At 72.6% G+C, this 18921-nt stretch carries 1 protein-coding gene; it reads left to right on the top strand.

Annotated elements, in window-relative coordinates:
• Nucleotides 1-13 precede the first annotated feature (13 nt).
• Nucleotides 14-18859: a hypothetical protein gene (locus ACFWP2_RS14165; RefSeq protein WP_380450685.1), complete on the top strand. Its 18846-nt coding sequence runs from the start codon at nt 14-16 to the stop codon at nt 18857-18859.
• The last annotated feature ends 62 nt before the right edge of the window (nt 18860-18921 follow it).

Raw genomic sequence — 18921 nt, 5'->3', positions numbered from 1 at the left:
GGAGTGCGCCCCAGTGTCGATCATGCTGCCGCCGGGCTTGGCGAAGTTCTTCAGCATCGTGACCGGCATGAAGTGGCCGGAGGCCGACGAGGACCGGCTGCGCACGGCCGGGGACGACTACCTGGCCATCGCCGCGGAGATCCCCGAACTCCGCGACTGGCTGCGGCGGTTGCTGACCACCGTCCACGACAACGACGAGTTCGCGGGCGAGGCGGCCGACCGGTTCTACCAGCGGGTGCTGCCGCTCATCGGCGGCACCGGCGGCACCGACTACGTGACCTCGGCCGGCGTGATGGCGAAGCAGCTCGGGGACTTCGCCCACAAGGTGGCCAACCAGGTCGAGTACGCCAAGTGGATGATCATCGCCCAGCTCATCCAGCTGGTGGCCCAGATCGCCTGGGCGATCGCCATGCTGCCGATCACCTTCGGCGGCTCGGTCGCGGCGATCTTCGCGGCGTACGAGACCGCGGGCGCGATCATCAAGCAGATCTTCATCTGGCTGTTCAAGCAGCTCCTGCTGCACGAGTTCCTCTCCATCACCACCGCCGCGGTGATGGACGGGATCATCCAGGGCATCCAGATCGGCAAGGGCCACAAGGACAGCTGGGAGAAGGAGTCCTTCATCCAGGCCATCGAGATGGGCGCGATCAACGGCCTGCTCACCGGTCCGCTGGAGCTGCTCACCTTCGGCATCGGCAAGCTGTTCGGGCGGATCCTCGGCAAGGGACTCAGCAAGGAGCTCCAGGCCGACCTCAAGGCGCTGGCCGGCTCCGAGTTCAAGAAGCTGTCGGAGAACGAGCTCAAGTCGCTGAGCGGCGCCGAGCTGAGGGAGACCGTCAACCTCCTGCGGAGGAACGAGACGAACCTCACCATCCGGGAGGCCATCGCGCAGGTCCGGGAGAACGCCGCGAAGGACCTGGGGAAGAACGTCGCGAAGGACGTCGGGAAGAAGGTCCAGAACAACGCCCTCAAGGAGATCGCGGACGGCGTCAAGAACAACCTCGCCCGGGAGGCCGGGGAGAGCGCCGCCAAGGGCGTCGGCAAGGAGGCGGGCAAGGAGGCCGTCGAGAACGTCGCGCAGAAGCTCAGCAAGGTCGAGAAGCTCACCCAGCAGATGGGGGAGGCGTTCGAGCAGCAGCTCGTCCACCTGGGCGTCGACAAGGAGCTCTCGAACGCCGCCGGACGCCTGGTGGCCGCGCGGCTCGCCAGCGAGGGCGCCCGGCACGCCATCGACCTCGGAACCTTCAACAAGCTCGTGAAGACGCTGGCCGAGACCGCCGGAGGGGTCGAGGTCGGCGCGCTCAAGGCCGACCTGAAGGGCGTCCTCAAGAACATCGGCCAGCTGCAGAACGAGCTGAAGCACCTCAGCGGCGACGCGCTGGAGAGCGGGACGAGGGACCTGGGCTTCCTCCGGGCGGAGCAGCAGCACCTCTCGGAGACCATCCGGGCCACCCAGGACCTCGCGGAGCGCGCGGTGGGCCTGATGGACGGCCTGCACCCGCAGACCGCCGGGCAGTTCCTGTACCGGCTCGGCGAGGGGGTCGGCAACTACCTGAAGGGGGGCGTCCAGAACGTCCTCAGCGAGGGGGCCTACAACCTGACCTTCGGCGAGGACCACACCTTCACCGTCAGCGTCGAGAGCTTCTACGGCGGCGTCGCGATGGGGGCGCTCGGCCACCTCGGGCACATCGCCGGCGGCCCGCTGCGGCTGAAGCTCTCGGACATCAACCTCCCCAACTACGCGCGCTTCCCGCTGGCCGTGGTGTCCACCCTGATGGGCCACCCGACCTCGCTGTGGGTCTCGCGCCCGGAAGGGGCCGGGGCCGGGGCCGGGGGCACCGTGCACGGGGCGGGACTGCCCGAGGGCACCCGGCCGGAACACCTGAAGCTGGACTCCGACGGCTCGGCCGCGCCGTCCGGGGACAAGTCCGCGAAGCCGCCGGCGAACACCCCGGTGAAGGTGACGGGAGGGGACGAGGCGAAGGCGCCGTCCGCGCCGTCGAAGTCCTCCTCGGACCCGTCCACGCCGGAGCCGCCGAAGCGGAGCACGACGGTCGGCGGTGCGAAGGAGGAGCCCGGGCACACGCCCGAGCACACGGCGCAGCAGACGTCGGAGTCGACCGCCGCGCCGGCGCCCTCGCACACCACGCCGCCCGGCACGGAGACGCCGGTCCACGTGCCGACCACCGGCGGGCACCCCGAGCCGTCGCAGCAGCAGGTCGTCCACCAGGAGCAGCCGGGGGACCACCAGCGGACCACCCACCACGTCGAGCAGGAAGCCCCCGTCCGGCACCCGCTGTCCGCCGAGGACTTCGGCGACGCCACGACGTACGGCCGGCGCCTGACCGGCGCCGACGACCGGAGCGGCTGGGTGGTCGGCGACCCGCCCTCCGCCGAGGCCCTGAAGGCCCTGGACCTGCGCCCCCTGGACTCCTCGCGCTACGCCCTGGTGATGCACACCGACGCCGAGGGCCTGCCCGTCCATCAGGGCGAGGTGCTGAGCGCGGACAAGCTCGCCGGCGCCATCGGCGCCCTGGCCCGCAACGGGCAGTTGGACGGACGGACGACGATCGACTTCGTCGCCTGCGGCCTGGCCGGGACGAGCCACACCGACTACGTCGCGGAGGTGATGGAGCAGGTCTGGAAGGACCCGAACCTGAGGCACCTGAAGGCGGTCGCGGCGGACGGGCCGGTCTGGGTGGTGCCCGGGTTCGACGGCTCGGCGACGGCACGGACGGGCCCCGGCACCGGCCACCTGATCGTCGCCGAGAACGTCGGCTTCGACGCGGCCGGCCGGCCGGTGCTGCAGGGCCGCGGCAACTGGGTCGAGTTCGTCCACTCGCCCTCCGTGGACGGCGGGCTGATCATGACCGTGCGCGGCTCGAAGCCGCCGGAGCACTACACCTCCGGCCGGGTCGCGGAGCCGATCCCCGGCACCGCCCGCTTCGGCGAGGCGGAGCCGAAGTCCGACGTCCTCCAGATGACCCGGTGGACGGAGGTCGACGGCACGTTCGTCAACCGCCCGGTTCCGTACGACCGGATCAGCGTGAACGGCGAACGGCACGGTGCCAAGGCGATCGAGGACTGGCTCAAGGAGGGCGGTCGCCCGCTGGTCAAGGGGGACCTGGCGACGCTGGTGCAGCGCTTCCTGGAGGACGCCCCGCGCACCGACTACCGGCACGGCCAGCAGGAGGAGTTCCTGGCCGACGTGTACCGCTTCGCCTCGTACGAGCGGCGCAGGGAGCACGTGGAGGCGATGGAGGCGGTCGAGCGGACCGCCAAGCTGGTGGTCGAGGAGTACCCGCCCACGGAGTACTTCTACCTGGGCCTGGGGCGCAGCCCCGCCGGTGTGGTGGCGTACCTGCACGAGTCGGACCACAGCGCGATGTCGATGCCGCTGTCGAGCTTCCGGCCCAGGCCGCAGGATCCGATGGCGGTCGCCGGATGGGGCCTGGTCAGCGACCTGGGGCGGCCCAACCCGGTCCCGAGCGAGCGGCAGCTCGACCACCTCAAGATGGCGTTCGACACGGAGCTCGGCTCGCTGACGGCGGACGTGCTGCGGGGCCGCAAGGTCCTGATGATCGACTACGTGCAGGGCGCGCAGTCGCTGGTGGCGGCCCAGCACTACGTGCAGGAGTACCTGCGCGGCCGGTCCGACCTGGACTCCCCGGTGGTGGAGGCCCTGGCCATGCACCAGCAGATCAACACCTCGTCCGTCAGCCGGATCGTGAACGCCATCGCCAACCCGAAGGAGCGCACGCTCTGGAGGCAGCTCGTGGGGGCGCCCACGGAGATGGTGAACCGCCGGCGGGACTGGCTGGACAAGTTCCACCTGCTGCCGCTCTCCGAGGGCGGCCCCGTGGGGCAGTCCGGGGTCAAGCTGGGCGAGCTCCTGAAGAACGAGGCCTTCGACGGCTTCGCGCAGTTCAAGTCGCTCAAGATCCTGGAGGCGGACGCCCAGTGGGTCGAGGGCGCGGTGCGCCAGGTCGAGCTGCCGGACGGCCACTTCACCATCACCGACCGCCAGCTCAGGGAGATCCTCTCCGGAACCCTCGCCGACCACTACAACCGGACCGGTGACCGGACGGTGCCGCAGGCGCTGCGCACCGAGCTGGAAACGGCCTTCCGGGACGCCCTCCGGGCCGACAGGAGGGGCCAGGAGGGGCCCCTGACCGACGCGGTCGTGGCGGCGTACGAGCACCGGGCCGCGGCCGAGACGCCCGAGGCCTCGGAGCAGCGCGCCAGGACCATGATCGACCACGCCATGACGGAACAGCCGTCGTACGAGGTCCTCCGGGAGGAGCTGCGCGACTACCTGGACCGGAGGGAGCACGGCGAGCCGCTCGGGGACTTCGGCAGCACCGTGCCGGGCCGCTGGATGGGCGACGTGAAGCTGGACGCCTCCCAGCGCTGGCACCTGGCCGAGGCGTTCTCGCGCTTCCCGGTGCGGGAGAACACCTTCACCGTGGCCGTCCACGGCGGGGCGGACGGGCAGCCCACCCGGGCCGGATCCCCGATCACCCCGGACGAGATGGCCCGCACCCTGATCGAGCTGGCCGACCGCGGGACCTGGAACGGCAGGGACGCGCTGAACTTCGTCGTCTGCGACCTCGCCGGCGGCGTGCAGGGCCACTACGTGACCGAGGTGATGCGGCTGCTCGGCGAGAAGGGCCTGGGCACCACGGCGATCGCCGCGAACGGGAAGGTCTTCTTCGTCCCGAAGGTCGAGGCCGGCTCCGTGGTGGAGGGCCCCGGGCACCTCGTGGTCGCCTCCCACGTCGGCTACGACCCGGCTGGCCGGCCGGTGCTGGTCCCGGGCGGCGAGTTCCTGGAGTTCCGGCGGCCGACCGAGCAGGACCCGCGGCCGGCCCCCGTCCCGCTCGGCGCGCACCTCGGACCGAACGGGCACGACGGCGTTCCGCCCGAGGGCTACGGACGGGCGGAGACCAAGGAGGAGCTGGACCCGAACCGGCAGCTCCCCGGGGCGCTGGCCTTCGCCGACCCGCCCGCGCACCCGGCCACCCCGGCCACTCCGGCCACCCCGCACGGCGACGCCGGCGGCACAGGGCCGGCGTACCACTACACCGAGGCCCCGGCGCACGTCCGCGCCGAAGCGGGCGGCGAGCGCGCGGAACGGTGGCGGCAGACCCAGCGGGACCTCCAGGACCGGTACGAGACGAAGCTCTCCGAGGCGGCCGAGGAACTGCGGCTGGACCCGGACGGCACCGGCCACCGGCGCCAGGAGGACGCCGAGCGGCAGCTGGCCGAGGCCCTCGACGCCCCCGACCGCTTCCCCGAAGGGGCGCCCGCGGACCTGCGCGAGGCGGTGACCAAGCGGGCCCGGGCGATGATGTACACCGAGCTGGAGGCCCGCCCGGGGGACCGCGAGCGGATCCTCGGCGACCTCGACGGCCTGGTGCGGGTCGCCTCCGTCCGCGAGGCCGCCGTCCGGGTGGCGGCGCAGCACTTCGAGCGGACGGTCGGCGCCTGGAGCGCCCCGCGGATCACCTACGGCGACACCGGGACCGCCCACACCCCCGACCGGATCCCCGAGCCCGTCGTGGACCTCGTCCGGAACGACTTCACGGTGCGCGCGGAGGCGGAGGTCGCCAAGGTCTACGCCGACGCGGAGAGCCTCGACGCGGCGGGCAACACCCGCGCCGCGAAGGCCCTGGAACGGCTCACCGAGCACGTGCGCGCGGAGCTCGTCCTGCACACCGACCGGGCGAACGCCCTGGCCGGGGCCAGGGAACCGGTCGAACGGGCCGGCGCCGACTGGTACGAGCGGCTGTCCCCGGCCGACCGGGAGCTCCTCGCGGCCGCCGGGGTGACCGACCGGCCCGAGCTGTCCCCGAGCAGCCACCAGGCGATCCGGGACCGGCTGCGCGAGCGCCTCGCCGCCGACTTCGACCGGGCGGTCGGCCCGCTCGACGAGGCGACCGGCAGGCGCCGGGCGCGCGACGAGGCGGTGGAGCTGTTCACCCGCTCGCTGGCCGAGCGCGAGGAGGCGCTGCCGCACGAGTTCGCCGTCCAGGCCGTCCGCGAGGCCGCGATCCGCCGGGCCGCCGACGAGGCCGAGAAGGCGGCCGACTCCTGGGCCGAGAACGGCGCGCGCAAGCAGTTCGTCGAGAAGTTCGGCGGCGACGAGTCCGACGTCCTGCGGGCCAAGGCCACGGTGCTCCGCGAACTCGCCGGAGAGCTGGACCGGGCGGCCGCGGAGCGCGTCGGCGACCCGGCCGGGCTCCGCGGTGCCCTCGAACGGCTCACCGACCCCGCCGCCCTCAACGAGCGGCTCACCCACGAGGCCGCGCGCCTCGCCGTCCGCCGGCAGGCCACCACCGAGGCCCAGACGGCCGCCCGCGAGAACGGGCTCACCGGATCCACCGCCGACCGCCTGACGGAAGGCCACGGCGACCGGGTCGCCCGGGCCTTCGACGAGTCCTTCCGCTCGCGCGAGGAGACCGACGAGCGCCACGAGCACTGGCAGCGCGGCCGCCACGAGCTCACCGAGGAACTGGCCGAGCACGTCGCCTTCGAGCACGAGGCCGCCCCCGCCCTGCGCGAGGCCGCCGCCGGCTTCGACGGCATCGCCGCCCGCCACGCCCTCGACGAGCAGCTGACCGACCACCACAGGGGCGAGTACGGCGACGAGCTGTTCACCCGCTACCGCGAGCTGTGGAAGCTCGCCCACCTCGACGCGGCCGGCTGGCGCGCCCACGAACGCGCCCACGAGAACGCCTTCGGCCGCCGGAACGAGGAGAACGGCTCCGAGGAGACCGCCGACCAGCCGGTGGAGGCCGGCGCCCTCACCGTCGTGAACAGGCCGGGGGACAGGCCGGGGGACGGCTCGGCGGACGGCTCGGCGGACAGGCCGCCGAACAGGCCGGTCGAGCGGAACGACGACGGGGCCGCCGACCTGACCACCGACGCGCTGACCCCGCAGCACCCCGCGCCCACGGAGGAGCGGCCGGTCGTCGAGGAGCCGCCCGCGGACGTGACCGTCCGGCAGGAGACCCCGGCCCCGCCGCCGCAGCCCCCCACGCCGGTCCGTACGGTCGGCAGCCACGGCACCCCGGACCCGCAGTCCCTGGTGCCCCGGCCCGGGCCCGACCGGACGCCGCGTTTCGTCGTGGCGTCGTCCTTCGACGTCCGGCGCTTCGACCACGGCGGCCCGGTCACCGACCTGACGGTGCGGATCGCGATCCGCAGGGGCGACGGGCACGACTCGGCCGCGGTGTGGGACAAGCTGGTCCGGGGCGTCGAGGAGTACCTCAACGGGCCCGGCTACACGCTGGCCAACGGCGACCGGATGCACGTCACGGTGCTGCCCGTCGAGCCGGGGCAGAAGGAGCACCTGACCGTCGACCTGATCGGGCGCGAGCGGCCCATGGACCAGAAGTCGTGGTGGCCCGACGCCGACCCGATCGACTACGCCCACGAGCTGAGCCACCAGCTCGGCCTGCGCGACGAGTACCGTGCCGACGGCCTCGCCCACCGCCCCGACGTCAAGGGCAGCCTCCTCGGCGACCACCGCGCCCCCGCCCCCGGCGGCCTCCACCAGGGCGGTCTGCGCGAGCGCCACCTGTCGCTGATCTCCCGGATCGTCGGCGAGGTGGAACGGCCCCCGACCTCCGGCCCGAAGGACCTGACCTGGCAGCAGGCCCGCGACGCGGCGGCTCCGCACGAGCGCGACCACGTCTGGGTCGACCCGGTGTCCAGGCCGAACACGGTCGGCCACGACGGCGGCCCGCAGGAGGCAGTTGCGCCGATGGCGCCGCCCCCCAGGTGGGTCGACCCGCCGACGGAGGGCGAATGGATCATCATGCACCCCCCCTACGCGTCCGGGGACCAGTGGGGCATCGCGGCGGCCATGATCATCAACCCGCGGCTGCACATCCTGATCGGACGTGGGCCGGGGCCCGGTGAGCCCGGCCACGACCCGCTCCGGGACAAGTCCGCACAGATCGAGGCGTTCTACCGTTCCGCCGGGATCCCCGACGTCGGCAGCCGCATCCACGTCACGACCTCGACGGGCATGGAAAGCGTTCTGCACGACCTGAAGACGGAGGCCACCAGGATCGCAGAGGCCGAGTGGGGGGAGACCTGGGAGAACCCCCGCTCGTGGCAGGCGGTGGTCAGGAACGTCACGGACGGCACCTACTACGTCGGCCAGGCGTTCAGGGAAGCGGAACACCGCAACCCCATCCGCGCGGCCTGGGGCATGCACGACCGGTTCGACCCGCAGATCCGCACGTGGCTGACGGACCGGGGCATCCAGCTGCCCCCTGACGGGGCGAAGGTTCTCGTGCTCTGGTCCCGCTTCAGCGGCAAGGTGGCCCAGTGGTCCGATGTGTCCGGCCGGATGGAGCACGACACGAGCTTCGAGGGCATGCGGCAACTGCTGCGCGAGTTCGCGGGGGACTACCACACGGTGATCATCACCGGTGACCCCCATCCGACCCGGAGCGGCAAGTGGGACGAACTGGTCGCGAGCATGCGCGGTGAACTCGGGAAGGACGAGATCCACCACGTCACCGGCTTCTGGCGGGGACAGAACGAGCTCGTCTCCGCCTGGACGCAGGACACCAGGGTGGGGCAGCTGAGACTGTACGACTACTTCCACCGCCACAACCGGCTGGACCACCTCGGATTCCGTTCCGGAAACCTGGAATCCGTCGCCCTGATCGGTCACAGCGTGTCCTACCTGGAGGAACACGGCGCGACCGGGGCGAAGCGGATGGAGAGGTGGCATCTCGACCCCGCAACCGGAAAGACCCGGGTCGGAGGCGATCCGGTGGGCTACGAGCGGGTGCAGGTCTCCCGCCCGCCCACCGGATCCGGCCGGTACGCGCAGCAGTTCGACAGGCGGGGCGAGGGCACTGCCGGCAACACCTACGTGCGTAACCCCGACGGCTGGTGGCCCAAGCCGATCGAGACGTACCGGGAGGAACGCGGCTTCGACTACGAAGCGCTCCAGGACATCCGGCAGGGCCTCGATCCCAGCTCCGCCATGCGCGTGGATCAGTCCGGCTTCTGGTCCGACCGGGTCGGACACCTGTGGCGGCGTTACGAGAAGCTCCGCCAGGCGATCGTGGCGCAGGGCGGCGAAGAGCAGTGGGCGGGCCTGCTGCACGGCTACGACACCGTCCTCCGGCAGCCGATGGGAGAGGCCGATTCCCGAACCTTCTACGACTGGGCGGCGGTCAGCGGACTGCCCCTGATGTCCGGGCTCCGCGCCTTCGAGCGAGGTCTCGCCGTGGCCGCCTCGTCGGGCCGTCGGCTCGTGCCGGTCCCCGCCGGCGAGCTCGGCGTCTACCATGCCCTCGACGTCCTGGAGAGCAAGCCCGGCGGGGCGCAGCAGTGGCGCGACGAGTTCCTCACCTGGAGCGACGCCAACCCGGAGCTGACGGCGCAGTGGGCGGCGCACTACCAGCTGGACCCCGACGGGTTCCGCGCGTTGCTCGGTGCGCCGGGAAACGCCGGGGAGGCGTACCGTTACGCGGTCCCGGAGTTGGTCGCCTCGGTCCTGCAGCGGCAGGTGCAGGTGTTCGACGGGAATACGTGGCGCACCATGGGGCCGCAGAGCGGCGAGGGCGGGGCGGGGTTCGAACTGGTGGTCGGCGGCAGTCACTACCTTCCGCTGGTGTCGGCGCCTCCGCAGGCCACCGCGCACCCGTCGGCGACCGTACCGAAGCGGAGGTACGAGGGCGGTTCGGACGACGAGGGTCCGGCCGCGCGGAAGCCCAAGGTCGATCCGCAGGCGGCGTCCTCGCTCGCGGGCTCCTCGCCGCCGCCGCCGACGACGATGGCGGCGCCGCCGACGGCCGGGCAGGACGGGCAGGTCGTCGCCGCGCACGCGCCGGTCGGGCTGGGCGGCGGCGGGATGCCGGTGCCCGGGCCGCTGCACGAGCGGGTGCAGGCGCTGGAGCACCTGTCGTCGGAGGAGCGGCGCCTCCTGGTGGAGGACGGCGCCTTCCAGGAGAGCCTGCGTCGACTGGAGCCGGAGGACTACGCGCAGGCGGCGGCGAAGCTGCTCATCGACGTCGATCCCCGGACCCACCAGCCGGTCGCCGCACGCCGGACGGCCGAGAACCTGGTCGCGCGGATGCTGGCGAACAAGGCGGTCGCGGAGCGGGTGGTGGCGTCGGGCGTGCGGATCGGCGTGGTTCCGCGCGACGTGCCGATGACGGAGGTCCCCGGCTTCGTGGCCTCCGAGCACGGCACGGGCGACGGTCGCGACTGGGCGGTGGTCCGGGGATCGAGCGGGCCGACGACTGTCCTGATCACCGAGGAGAACCTGCTCGGCGCCAGGACGCGGATCGGCGGGATCCCGACGTATGCCGAGGGGTACTCCAGCTCCGCCCACGAACTCGCCCACGCGATCCACGAGTTCGGCCTGACGCCGGCGGAGAAGGAGCTGATCGGGCAGGCCTACCGGGAGCGGAGCGTCGCGGACGCCCTGGCGGAGCTGTTCGGCGAGGAGCCGCTCGCGAACTGGCCGGACGGCGGACTGAACGACGCGAAGGGCAACCGGGTCGGCAACTACTCGGCGCGCAACGAGCACGAGTTCTTCGCGCAGCTGGTCACCGCGTACCTCGGGCACAACCACGGCAACGACCCGTCCACGGGGCTGCCCCGCAACAACGGCGCCGAGTGGGTGCGGGAGAACGCGCCGGAGCTGGTGGAGCTGCTGGGCGACCTCTTCGGGCACGGCCCGCAGCCGGAGCGCACGGAGCCCGCCAACCAGGTCGGCCGGACGGATGCCGAGGAGCAACTGTTCGAAGGCTTCCGGGAGTTCATGGAGACCGCGGCGACGAGGACGGACGAGCAGCCGCTCCACGTCGAGGTGCAGGAGCAGCCCGCGCACGTCGAGGTGCAGGAGGAGACCGCCCAGCACACGGAGGACGAGTCCGACCACCTCTCGCTGGACCAGCAGATCGAGCTGGCCCTGAACCCGGGCGCCACCGAGAACACCGTGACCGAGAACACGGTGACCGAGGACACCGTCGTCGAGCCGCCCCTCGTGGTCGAGCCGCCCCTCGTGGTCGCCGCGCCGATCGTCGTCCCGCCGCCGGAGCAGCCGCTCGTTCCGACCCCGCCCACCCGTCTCCGGGAGCGCGGGCTGTCCGCCTACGACGTGCTGGTGCACCTGGAGAACCTCCAGGGGCAGCACTTCGAGAGCCTCGTGGGCCGCTTCACCGCGGCGCTGCACGGGGACGGGAAGGCCGCGCGGACGCTCGCGGAGAGCCTGTTCGGCAGCGAGGCGCTGCGTCCGACGGTCTCCGCGTTGTCCCGGGGGGACGTGCGGGAGGTGCCGTTCCAGGCGGGCCGGTGGTCCGGCCAGATCAGGATCAGCGCCGCCCTGGGGGAGGCCCGGCACCTCAGGACGCTGCGCAACTTCGAGTTCGAGTACGGCTCGGAGCAGCAGAGCACGGTCGGCGTCTCCAAGGACCGGCTCACCCAGGTCAACGCGGGTGCGCAGCTCAGGGCGAAGCTGGGCAGCGCCCGGGACCTCACCGAGACCCTCGGCTACCAGCACGGCTGGATGAACGGCAGTACCTCCGCCGAGGCCAGCCGGACGAGCGCCCGGGGCAAGACCGTCGAGCTGGCGGACCTCTTCGAGACCCCGTTCACGGTGACCGTGGAGTTCCTGGACGCCAAGTTCCACGGCGCGCCCGGCCCGTGGCACACGCCGCAGCCGATCGACCTCCCGGTCACCGGTCACGTCGCCGTGCCGAAGCGGGAGACTGCCAACCTGCCGCCGGCGGCCGAGGCGCACTACGCGGTGCCGCTGGAGGTCTCCGAGCACCGGCGGCTGGCCGGCTCGCACATCGTCACCGACGTGTGGCCGCTCGAACCTCCCCGGCGGCGCCAGGGGGAGAACGATGCGAACGAGGTCGAGATGACGGACCTGAACCAGCGGCCGCCAGCCGTCCCGCCGATCGGGAAGTTCGTGGCGGGCTTCGAGGAGGCGGCCGAGCGCTACTTCGGCAGCCGCTGGCCGGAGCTGCGGCGCCGGCTGCTGACGGAGCTCGATCTCGGCACCCTCCAGCAGGAGCTCAAGGGGACGATGGCCGGGCAGAAGCTGACCATCGTGGACGACAGCCTGGTCGGGGCGGCCGCGGTGATCACCATCGGCAGCGGCTCGGTCGCCCGGATGCGGCAGGTCCACACCCTGCCGACCACCGAGATCAACATCTCCACCGCCACCACCCGCGCGCACGTCGAGCAGACGACCACGAGCAAGGAATGGCAGGTGCTGCCGTCCTCGGTCACGAACAAGACGGACGGGAACTTCGTCGGCGGCGGCGGTCTGGGTGCCAGGGCCGGGCGGGACGGGGTCGGGCTGCACGGCTCCGGCTCCGACCTGGGGAACGGCACCAAGATCAAGCGGCCGGCGGTGCTGTTCGAGGGGGCGGCCGACCTGACCGTCACCTTCGGCTGGAGCGGCGGGTCGCTGCCCCGTCCCGCCGAGGCGACCACCCGCGTGGAGCTCGGCTTCCGGACCGTGATCGACCAGGACGAGGCCGTCCTGGTCACGGGCGCCGACCACGTCGTGGAGGGCACGAACCCGCCCGAGTTCGTCGCCCAGCGGCCCGCCCCGCCCGCCCCGCCCCTCGCCCCCGCCCACGAGACGGGCGCGCTGGTACGGGCCCCGCTGGACGCGGTGTGGACCGGCCTGCCCGACACCACCGTCGTGCGGGACCTGCGCGACATCACCCCGCTGCACACCGAACTCGACCGCGTCGGCGCGCTGCTGCTCGGCGAGAAGACCTGGAAGGAGGTGCGCGAGGACGTCCTCCAGGCCTACTCGCACAGCGCGGTCAGCGCCCACCTCGTCGGCATGTCGCGCGGCTCCGCGCTGCGCGGCCCCGAGGTCACCATGGGCCCGCTGAAGGACCTGCACCTCGCCACGACCGTCCGGCTGCACCGGATGACCCACCTGCGCGGCCAGGCGACCGCCGAGCTGAACCCCGTCCGCGAGACCAGCACCTTCGACTCGGCCCGCCACCTGCGCTCCGACACCGTCAGCGGCCAGTTCCAACTGGCCGGCAAGGGCACGGTGTTCACCCACGAGAACGTGCTGAAGGCCTCGGGCAAGCCCTTCGAGGACGTCCTCCAGGGCACCGTCGTCCCCTCCCTGGAGTCGCGGATCCGCGACGGCTGGCGCAGCGGCGAGTCCGACAAGGGCTACGCCAACGGCAAGTACCCCAGCCCGCAGGAGCTGTACCGGGCCGAGTTCGAGGTGCTGCTGAAGGTCAACGGCCGGGACTTCGGGCCGGTCCTGCTCACCACGGAGCTGAGCCTGGAGCAGGTGCACACGGCGCCGCACACGATCGCCCCGAACGAGCGGCACGGCTTCGTGGTGCCGCCGGGGCTGCACGAGCAGGCCCTCACGCCGCCGCACGTCCCCCCGCGGGCCGACGAGCAGGCCGCGCCGCCGCTGCGCCTCGGCCAGTCCGACGTGGTGCTCAGCCTCGGCCGCGGCGACACCGCGGTGCTGCGGACCGTCCTGGACGCGCTCCAGGCGCACACCGGGCGGCCGGTGCCCGCGAACACCGAGGCACTGCTCGCCCGGTCGATCGACGCGGACGGCCTCAAGTCCGCGCTGTCCCGGCTCAGCCGGGGCGGACGGATCCGGGTGCCCCTGGAGTTCGACGGCTGGAAGGGCACGGTCGTGGTCGGGGGCGACCTGCTGCGCCCGCAGCCCCGGGAGGAGCTGCTCGCCTCGTTCGAGTTCGAGTCCGGCAGCCAGCAGCGCACCACCACCGGCACCACCGCGGACCTGCGCACCCGGCTCCGGATCCGCGCCCGGGCGGGGATCACCCTGCCCTATGTCAACCTCACCGGCGAGTACACGCACACCCGGGACTTCGTCAAGGGCATCTCGATCGACCGGGTGGGCGGCACCAACAGCCGGGGCAAGAGCGTCGAGCCGGCCCGGCTCACCGACGTGGACGCCGTGTTCACGGTCACCTTCGAGACGGGCAAGCGGTCCCACGCGATCGCGCCGCCCGCTCCCGTCACGGCCTCCGCCGTGGTGGCCGCGCCCCTGCGGGTCCGGGAGGCGGTCCCGCGGATGCTGCCGACCCACCGGCTCGGCTCCTCCGACGTGATCACCGCCGTCCACCTGAACCAGGACGGCAGCGGAACGGTGCACGACCTGGTCCTCGGCCTGGGCGCCACCCTGTTCGGGAACGGAGGCCACAGCGTCGCCGACTTCCTGGGCAAGGACTGGACGGGCATGGCGCGGAAGCTGTCCGCGAAACTGGACTTCGACCGGCTGCAGATCCACCTCAAGTCGGTGATGGCCGGCCACCCGCTGGTCGTGGAGCACGGCCGGAGCACGGCGGTGATCACCGCCGAGGTGGTCCGGCTGACGCCGACCGGGCGGCCGCCGCAGGTCGAGTTCAACATCGGGAACAGCCACCAGACCTCGCTCACCAGCTCCGACGGCGGGACCAACACCGGCGGCGGCAGCGGCCACGCGTTCACCGGCGGCCTCTACGTCACCGGCGACCCGGCGGGCACCGGGGTCGGACCGGTGGGCGGCCCCACCTTCACCTACGCCAAGGGCGTGGACCGGCTGGAGCACGGCAACGACTCCAGCAGCAGCGGCACCGCGATCAAGAGCAAGGTGGCCGCGGTGGCCCACCAGGCCGCGGTGGTGCTGAAGATCCGCTTCGAGCACGAGCCGGTCGTCCTGCTGCACCCGGCCGACGCCATCCGCCCCGACCGCGTGCCCCGGCCCTCGGACGACGACCGGTCGGTGCTCGGCAAGGTCAACCGGAGCCTCACCCGGATCGGCGACCGGCTGACCGGCCTCGGCCGCTACCGGCGCACGCTCGTCGAGGCCACCGTCCACGCCGACGTGCTGATGGAGACCGGCCGCGACGAGGCCGTCGTGCCGTCGCGCTACGGTGCCCCGAAGACCGGGTTCCCGTCACTGCGCCCGCCCGAGGAGGTCGGCACGCAGGTGCTGCGCAGGCCGCCCGAGTCCCTGTTCCGGGAGGGCGTGCGGGACGTCGGGATCCTGCGCTGGATCGACGACACCTCCGGCGTGCGGGACCTGCTCACCGTGTTCGGGCCGCGCTTCTTCAAGAAGGGCACCTGGTCCTGGCTGGAGTCCGTCGCCCGCAACACCCACAGCCACGCCCAGCTGTCCGCGCTGTTCGGCTCGGTCTCCCGGGGACGGGACATCCGGCACTTCGAGGACGGGCCGGACCGCGACGTCATGGCACCGGGCGGCCGGGGCATCACCACCCCGTCGGTCGGCAAGCGCTTCCTCGTCGACGACGCCGACGTGACGGCCACCGTCTCGATCGTCCAACTGGAGTACCAGCGCGACAACACGGCCGCCGCGATCAGCCCCGCCAACGACAGCGCCGGCGGCGGACGGCACACCCGACTGGACTGGGGCCAGTGGAACCTCCAGGTCCAGGGCGGGGCCAAGGCCGGACTGGACGGCGGCGTCGACCTCACCGGCCTGCTCACCGTCGGAGGCGGCAAGCGGTGGCGCGAGGGGCCGTCCACCGGGGCCTCCGGCAAGATCGTCGCCGGGGCCAAGTTCCCCGAACCGACCGCCCGCTACACCGGCTACGCCGAGGTCGAGGTCACCTTCCGCGACGGCGACCGCACCCTCACCGAGAAGGGCCTCGTCCCGATCGAGATGGAGGTGCCGATCGGCGAGACCACCGAACTGACCTCGGCCGGCCACCAGCGGGTGCTCTTCACCGCCCTGCACCCCGAAGGCGAGACGACCCATCGCAACTCCGTCTCCGACGCCGTCGCCGACCTGCTCGCCACCCCGCTGGCGGGTGCCGGAGACCGGGTGCACCTGCTGGCCGACCCGGATGAACGCGCCACACCCGCCTACCACGACCTGGTGGAGGCACTGCGCGCGCTCCCGCACGACGACCCGTACTTCACCATGGTCTTCCACGGTCGGCCGGAGGACGGCGCCCCGCTCCTGCAGGGCGAGGAGGTGACCCCGGAGCAGTTCGCGGGGGCGCTGCTGCGGCTCGCCGAGGGCGGCCAGTGGCAGGGCGAGCCGCTGCGGTTCCTGTCCTGCAACAGCGCGGTCGGCGGCGCCGGCTCCTTCGCGGGCCGGACCGTGAAGGCCCTGCACGAGCAGCTCGCCGCCCGCCAGGCCGAGGCCGCCCTCGGCGGGCAGCCGCTCAGCGAGAACCTGGCCCGCCTCACCGAGGTGACGGCCTACGCCGGCAACGGATCCGTCTACCTCACCGGCGGCGACGACCCGCGCGCCGTCGTGGCCCGCAACGTCGGCTTCACCGCCGACGGTCGCCCCCTGGTCGACGGCCCCGGCGACTGGCTGCGCCTGCACGTCGAGAACGACGAGGTCCACACCACCCCGCTCGGCCAGGAACTCCTCCACGAGGGCCAGGAACGCGTGCCCCACGCCACCGAGGACGACCCGATCGACCCGGACCAGCCCGCCCCGGTGCGGCTGGTACTGGACCAGCCGGAGCCGAACACCGCGCACCAGGCCCCGGTCCAGCAGGAGGCCGGTTGGAGCGAACAGCGCAACACGGCCCGGCAGTTGATCGCGGGCCATGTGACGAGAGTCGACATCCCGATCGGCTACCGGGAGCAACAGCGGCTGGCCGCGGAGGGCGGCGGCCCGGCCACGGCCCGGCGGATCGACCCGCTGCTGTACGACTACGGCACCGGCCACACGGCGCTGGAGGAGGTGCGGCGGAACCTCCAGCGGACTCTCGAAACGATGCCTCCGTCGACGACGGGTCGGGTGGCCACGGTCGTGATCACCCGCCCGGACCGTACGGACGTCGTGCTGACCGTCGAGAGGACCGAGGGCGCCCCGGCGAACGGGCTCACGTGGCAGCGCGTCGACGACGGCCAGGTGTGGGACCCGGCCGGCCAGGACCTGACGCGCGCCCACGTGTGGGCGGTCACCGTGGGCGACCACGTGCCGGCGGATCAGCTGACGAGCCGGCTCGACCACCGGACGACCTATGTGATCCGGGCGGAGAACTCCGGTGACATGTACCACGTCCGTGCGGCGATGGTGGCCAACCCGGGCCACAGCCTGCTGATCTGGAACGTCAGCGAGAGCACGGCGGGCCAGGCCGAGAAGATGCTCAACCTCCACGACGACCTGATCAAGCAGGGCCGCCGGGTCGTCTACACGACGGCGAAGGAACTGCCCAAGGCCGATGTCCAGCAGGCGAACGGGAGGACACGGAAGGAGGTCCTCGGCCGCAGCGAGACCAAGGCGTCGGAGGACATCGCGGACCGCTTCACCCCCAGGTCCGCCCGCGAGCTCATCGACGGCCGGTCCGGCATGCGCCGGGTCGTGGAGGAGTGGACTGCCGCTGGGGCGAAGCCCCCGGAGGAGCGGCTGCGGGTGCTGTTGCGTCACGAGAAGCTGGTCGAGGCGGTTCGGAACATCGACGAACCAGCCGTGGCCGAGGAATTCCTCGAAGCCCTCGACGGTCACTTCGACGGCGGGCGGGACGGGCTGCAGCGGCTCCGTGACGAGCACCTGCGGGACTGGTTCGAGGAGTGGGACGGACGGTTCTTCGACGAGTTCGGGCACTACACCGAGGAGGAGGGAGCGGCCTTCGAGGCGGACCTGACCGCCCAGGGCCTCGGTGGTCTCGAGCACGGTGACCAGCAGTACGTCATCGTCACCTACCGGGGCAGCGGCCACAGCACGCGGGCCGGTGCCAACGCGCCCGCGCTCGACACCGGGGAGACGGGTGTGTCGCAGATCATCCACGAGGTGGGCAAGGCGCTCGGGGACGGTGTCTCGGTCATTCTGATGGGCGAGGAGCCGGCGAACTGGGAGGGCCCCAACCTGCGGAACTACTGGGAGTGGCCGTCGGTCGGGAACCGGCGCAAGGAACTCGGCCTCCTGCGGTACCTCCAGCGGGAGTTCGACGTCGTCGGCGCGGTGGGGATGCGCAGCGGGATCATCGACCAGCTGGCGTTCGCCGGCATCAAGGTGGTGTCCATCGACGTCAGCCCGCACCGCAACGAGGGGGACGCGCTGCCGAAGGTCGCGCAGTCCAAGGGGTGGACCCGCGGGCTGAGGTTCGAGGACGCCTGCGGGCGCCTCTACGGCCGGGCGTTCCTCACCCACCCGAGGGACCGGGACACGGAGCTCGGGGGCGGGGCCTTCCCCGGCGAGTTCGCCCCCACGGACCGGGCGGTGATCCGCCACGCGATCGACTTCTACCTCGGCGACCACCACGAACCCATGGACATCGCGCACCCGTCCCACCCGCTCGACGGAGCCAGTGTGGCCGAGGCCCTCGGGCGGATGAAGCCGATCGGATCCATGACCGGACTGGAGCTGGCCGACCGGACACTGCCGTACCTGAACGAGCTCCACAGTTTCGCCAAGAGGCTCGACGATGCCTCGAAGGTGCTGGTGAACGAGATGTGGGACGCCGCGCGGGGGCGGCAGAGGGAGCTCGAAGCGGCCGCGCTGCGGCAGTGCCGGGAGCTCGGAGAGCCGGCCCCCCTGTCGGCCGTCCCCGGGATCGCCAGGACGGGCGACAACCGGGTGGTGGACTTCATGGAGCATCCGGAGCTCGGAGAGCCGGCACCGCTGTCGGCCGTCCCCGGGATCGCCTGGATGGACGACAACCGGGTGGTGGACTTCATGGAGCATCCTGACGACCTCACCCGTATCCCGGAGAACACGGTCCTCAAGTTCCTCGAGGAGCTCAACAAGCAGGCCAGGAGCCTGAAGCGGCCCGAGCTGGTGTTGCCGACGGACCCGGTGCGCCGGCACGCGGTACTCGAGCGGCTCCGCCGCTACTACGGCCGTTGCTGGGCGGTGTACAACGAGCAACCGCCCGTAGCGGAGTGACGCGGACGGGCCCCGGCCGGATGTTCCGGCCGGGGCCTGTGGTGGCGGCGCGCGCGGTGCGG

Origin of the sequence: Kitasatospora sp. NPDC058444 (assembly GCF_042721415.1) — a bacterium.
Classification (GTDB): domain Bacteria; phylum Actinomycetota; class Actinomycetes; order Streptomycetales; family Streptomycetaceae; genus Kitasatospora.
The sequence above is the reverse complement of the archived record's forward strand: the minus strand, read 5'-3'. Positions and strand labels throughout refer to the sequence as shown.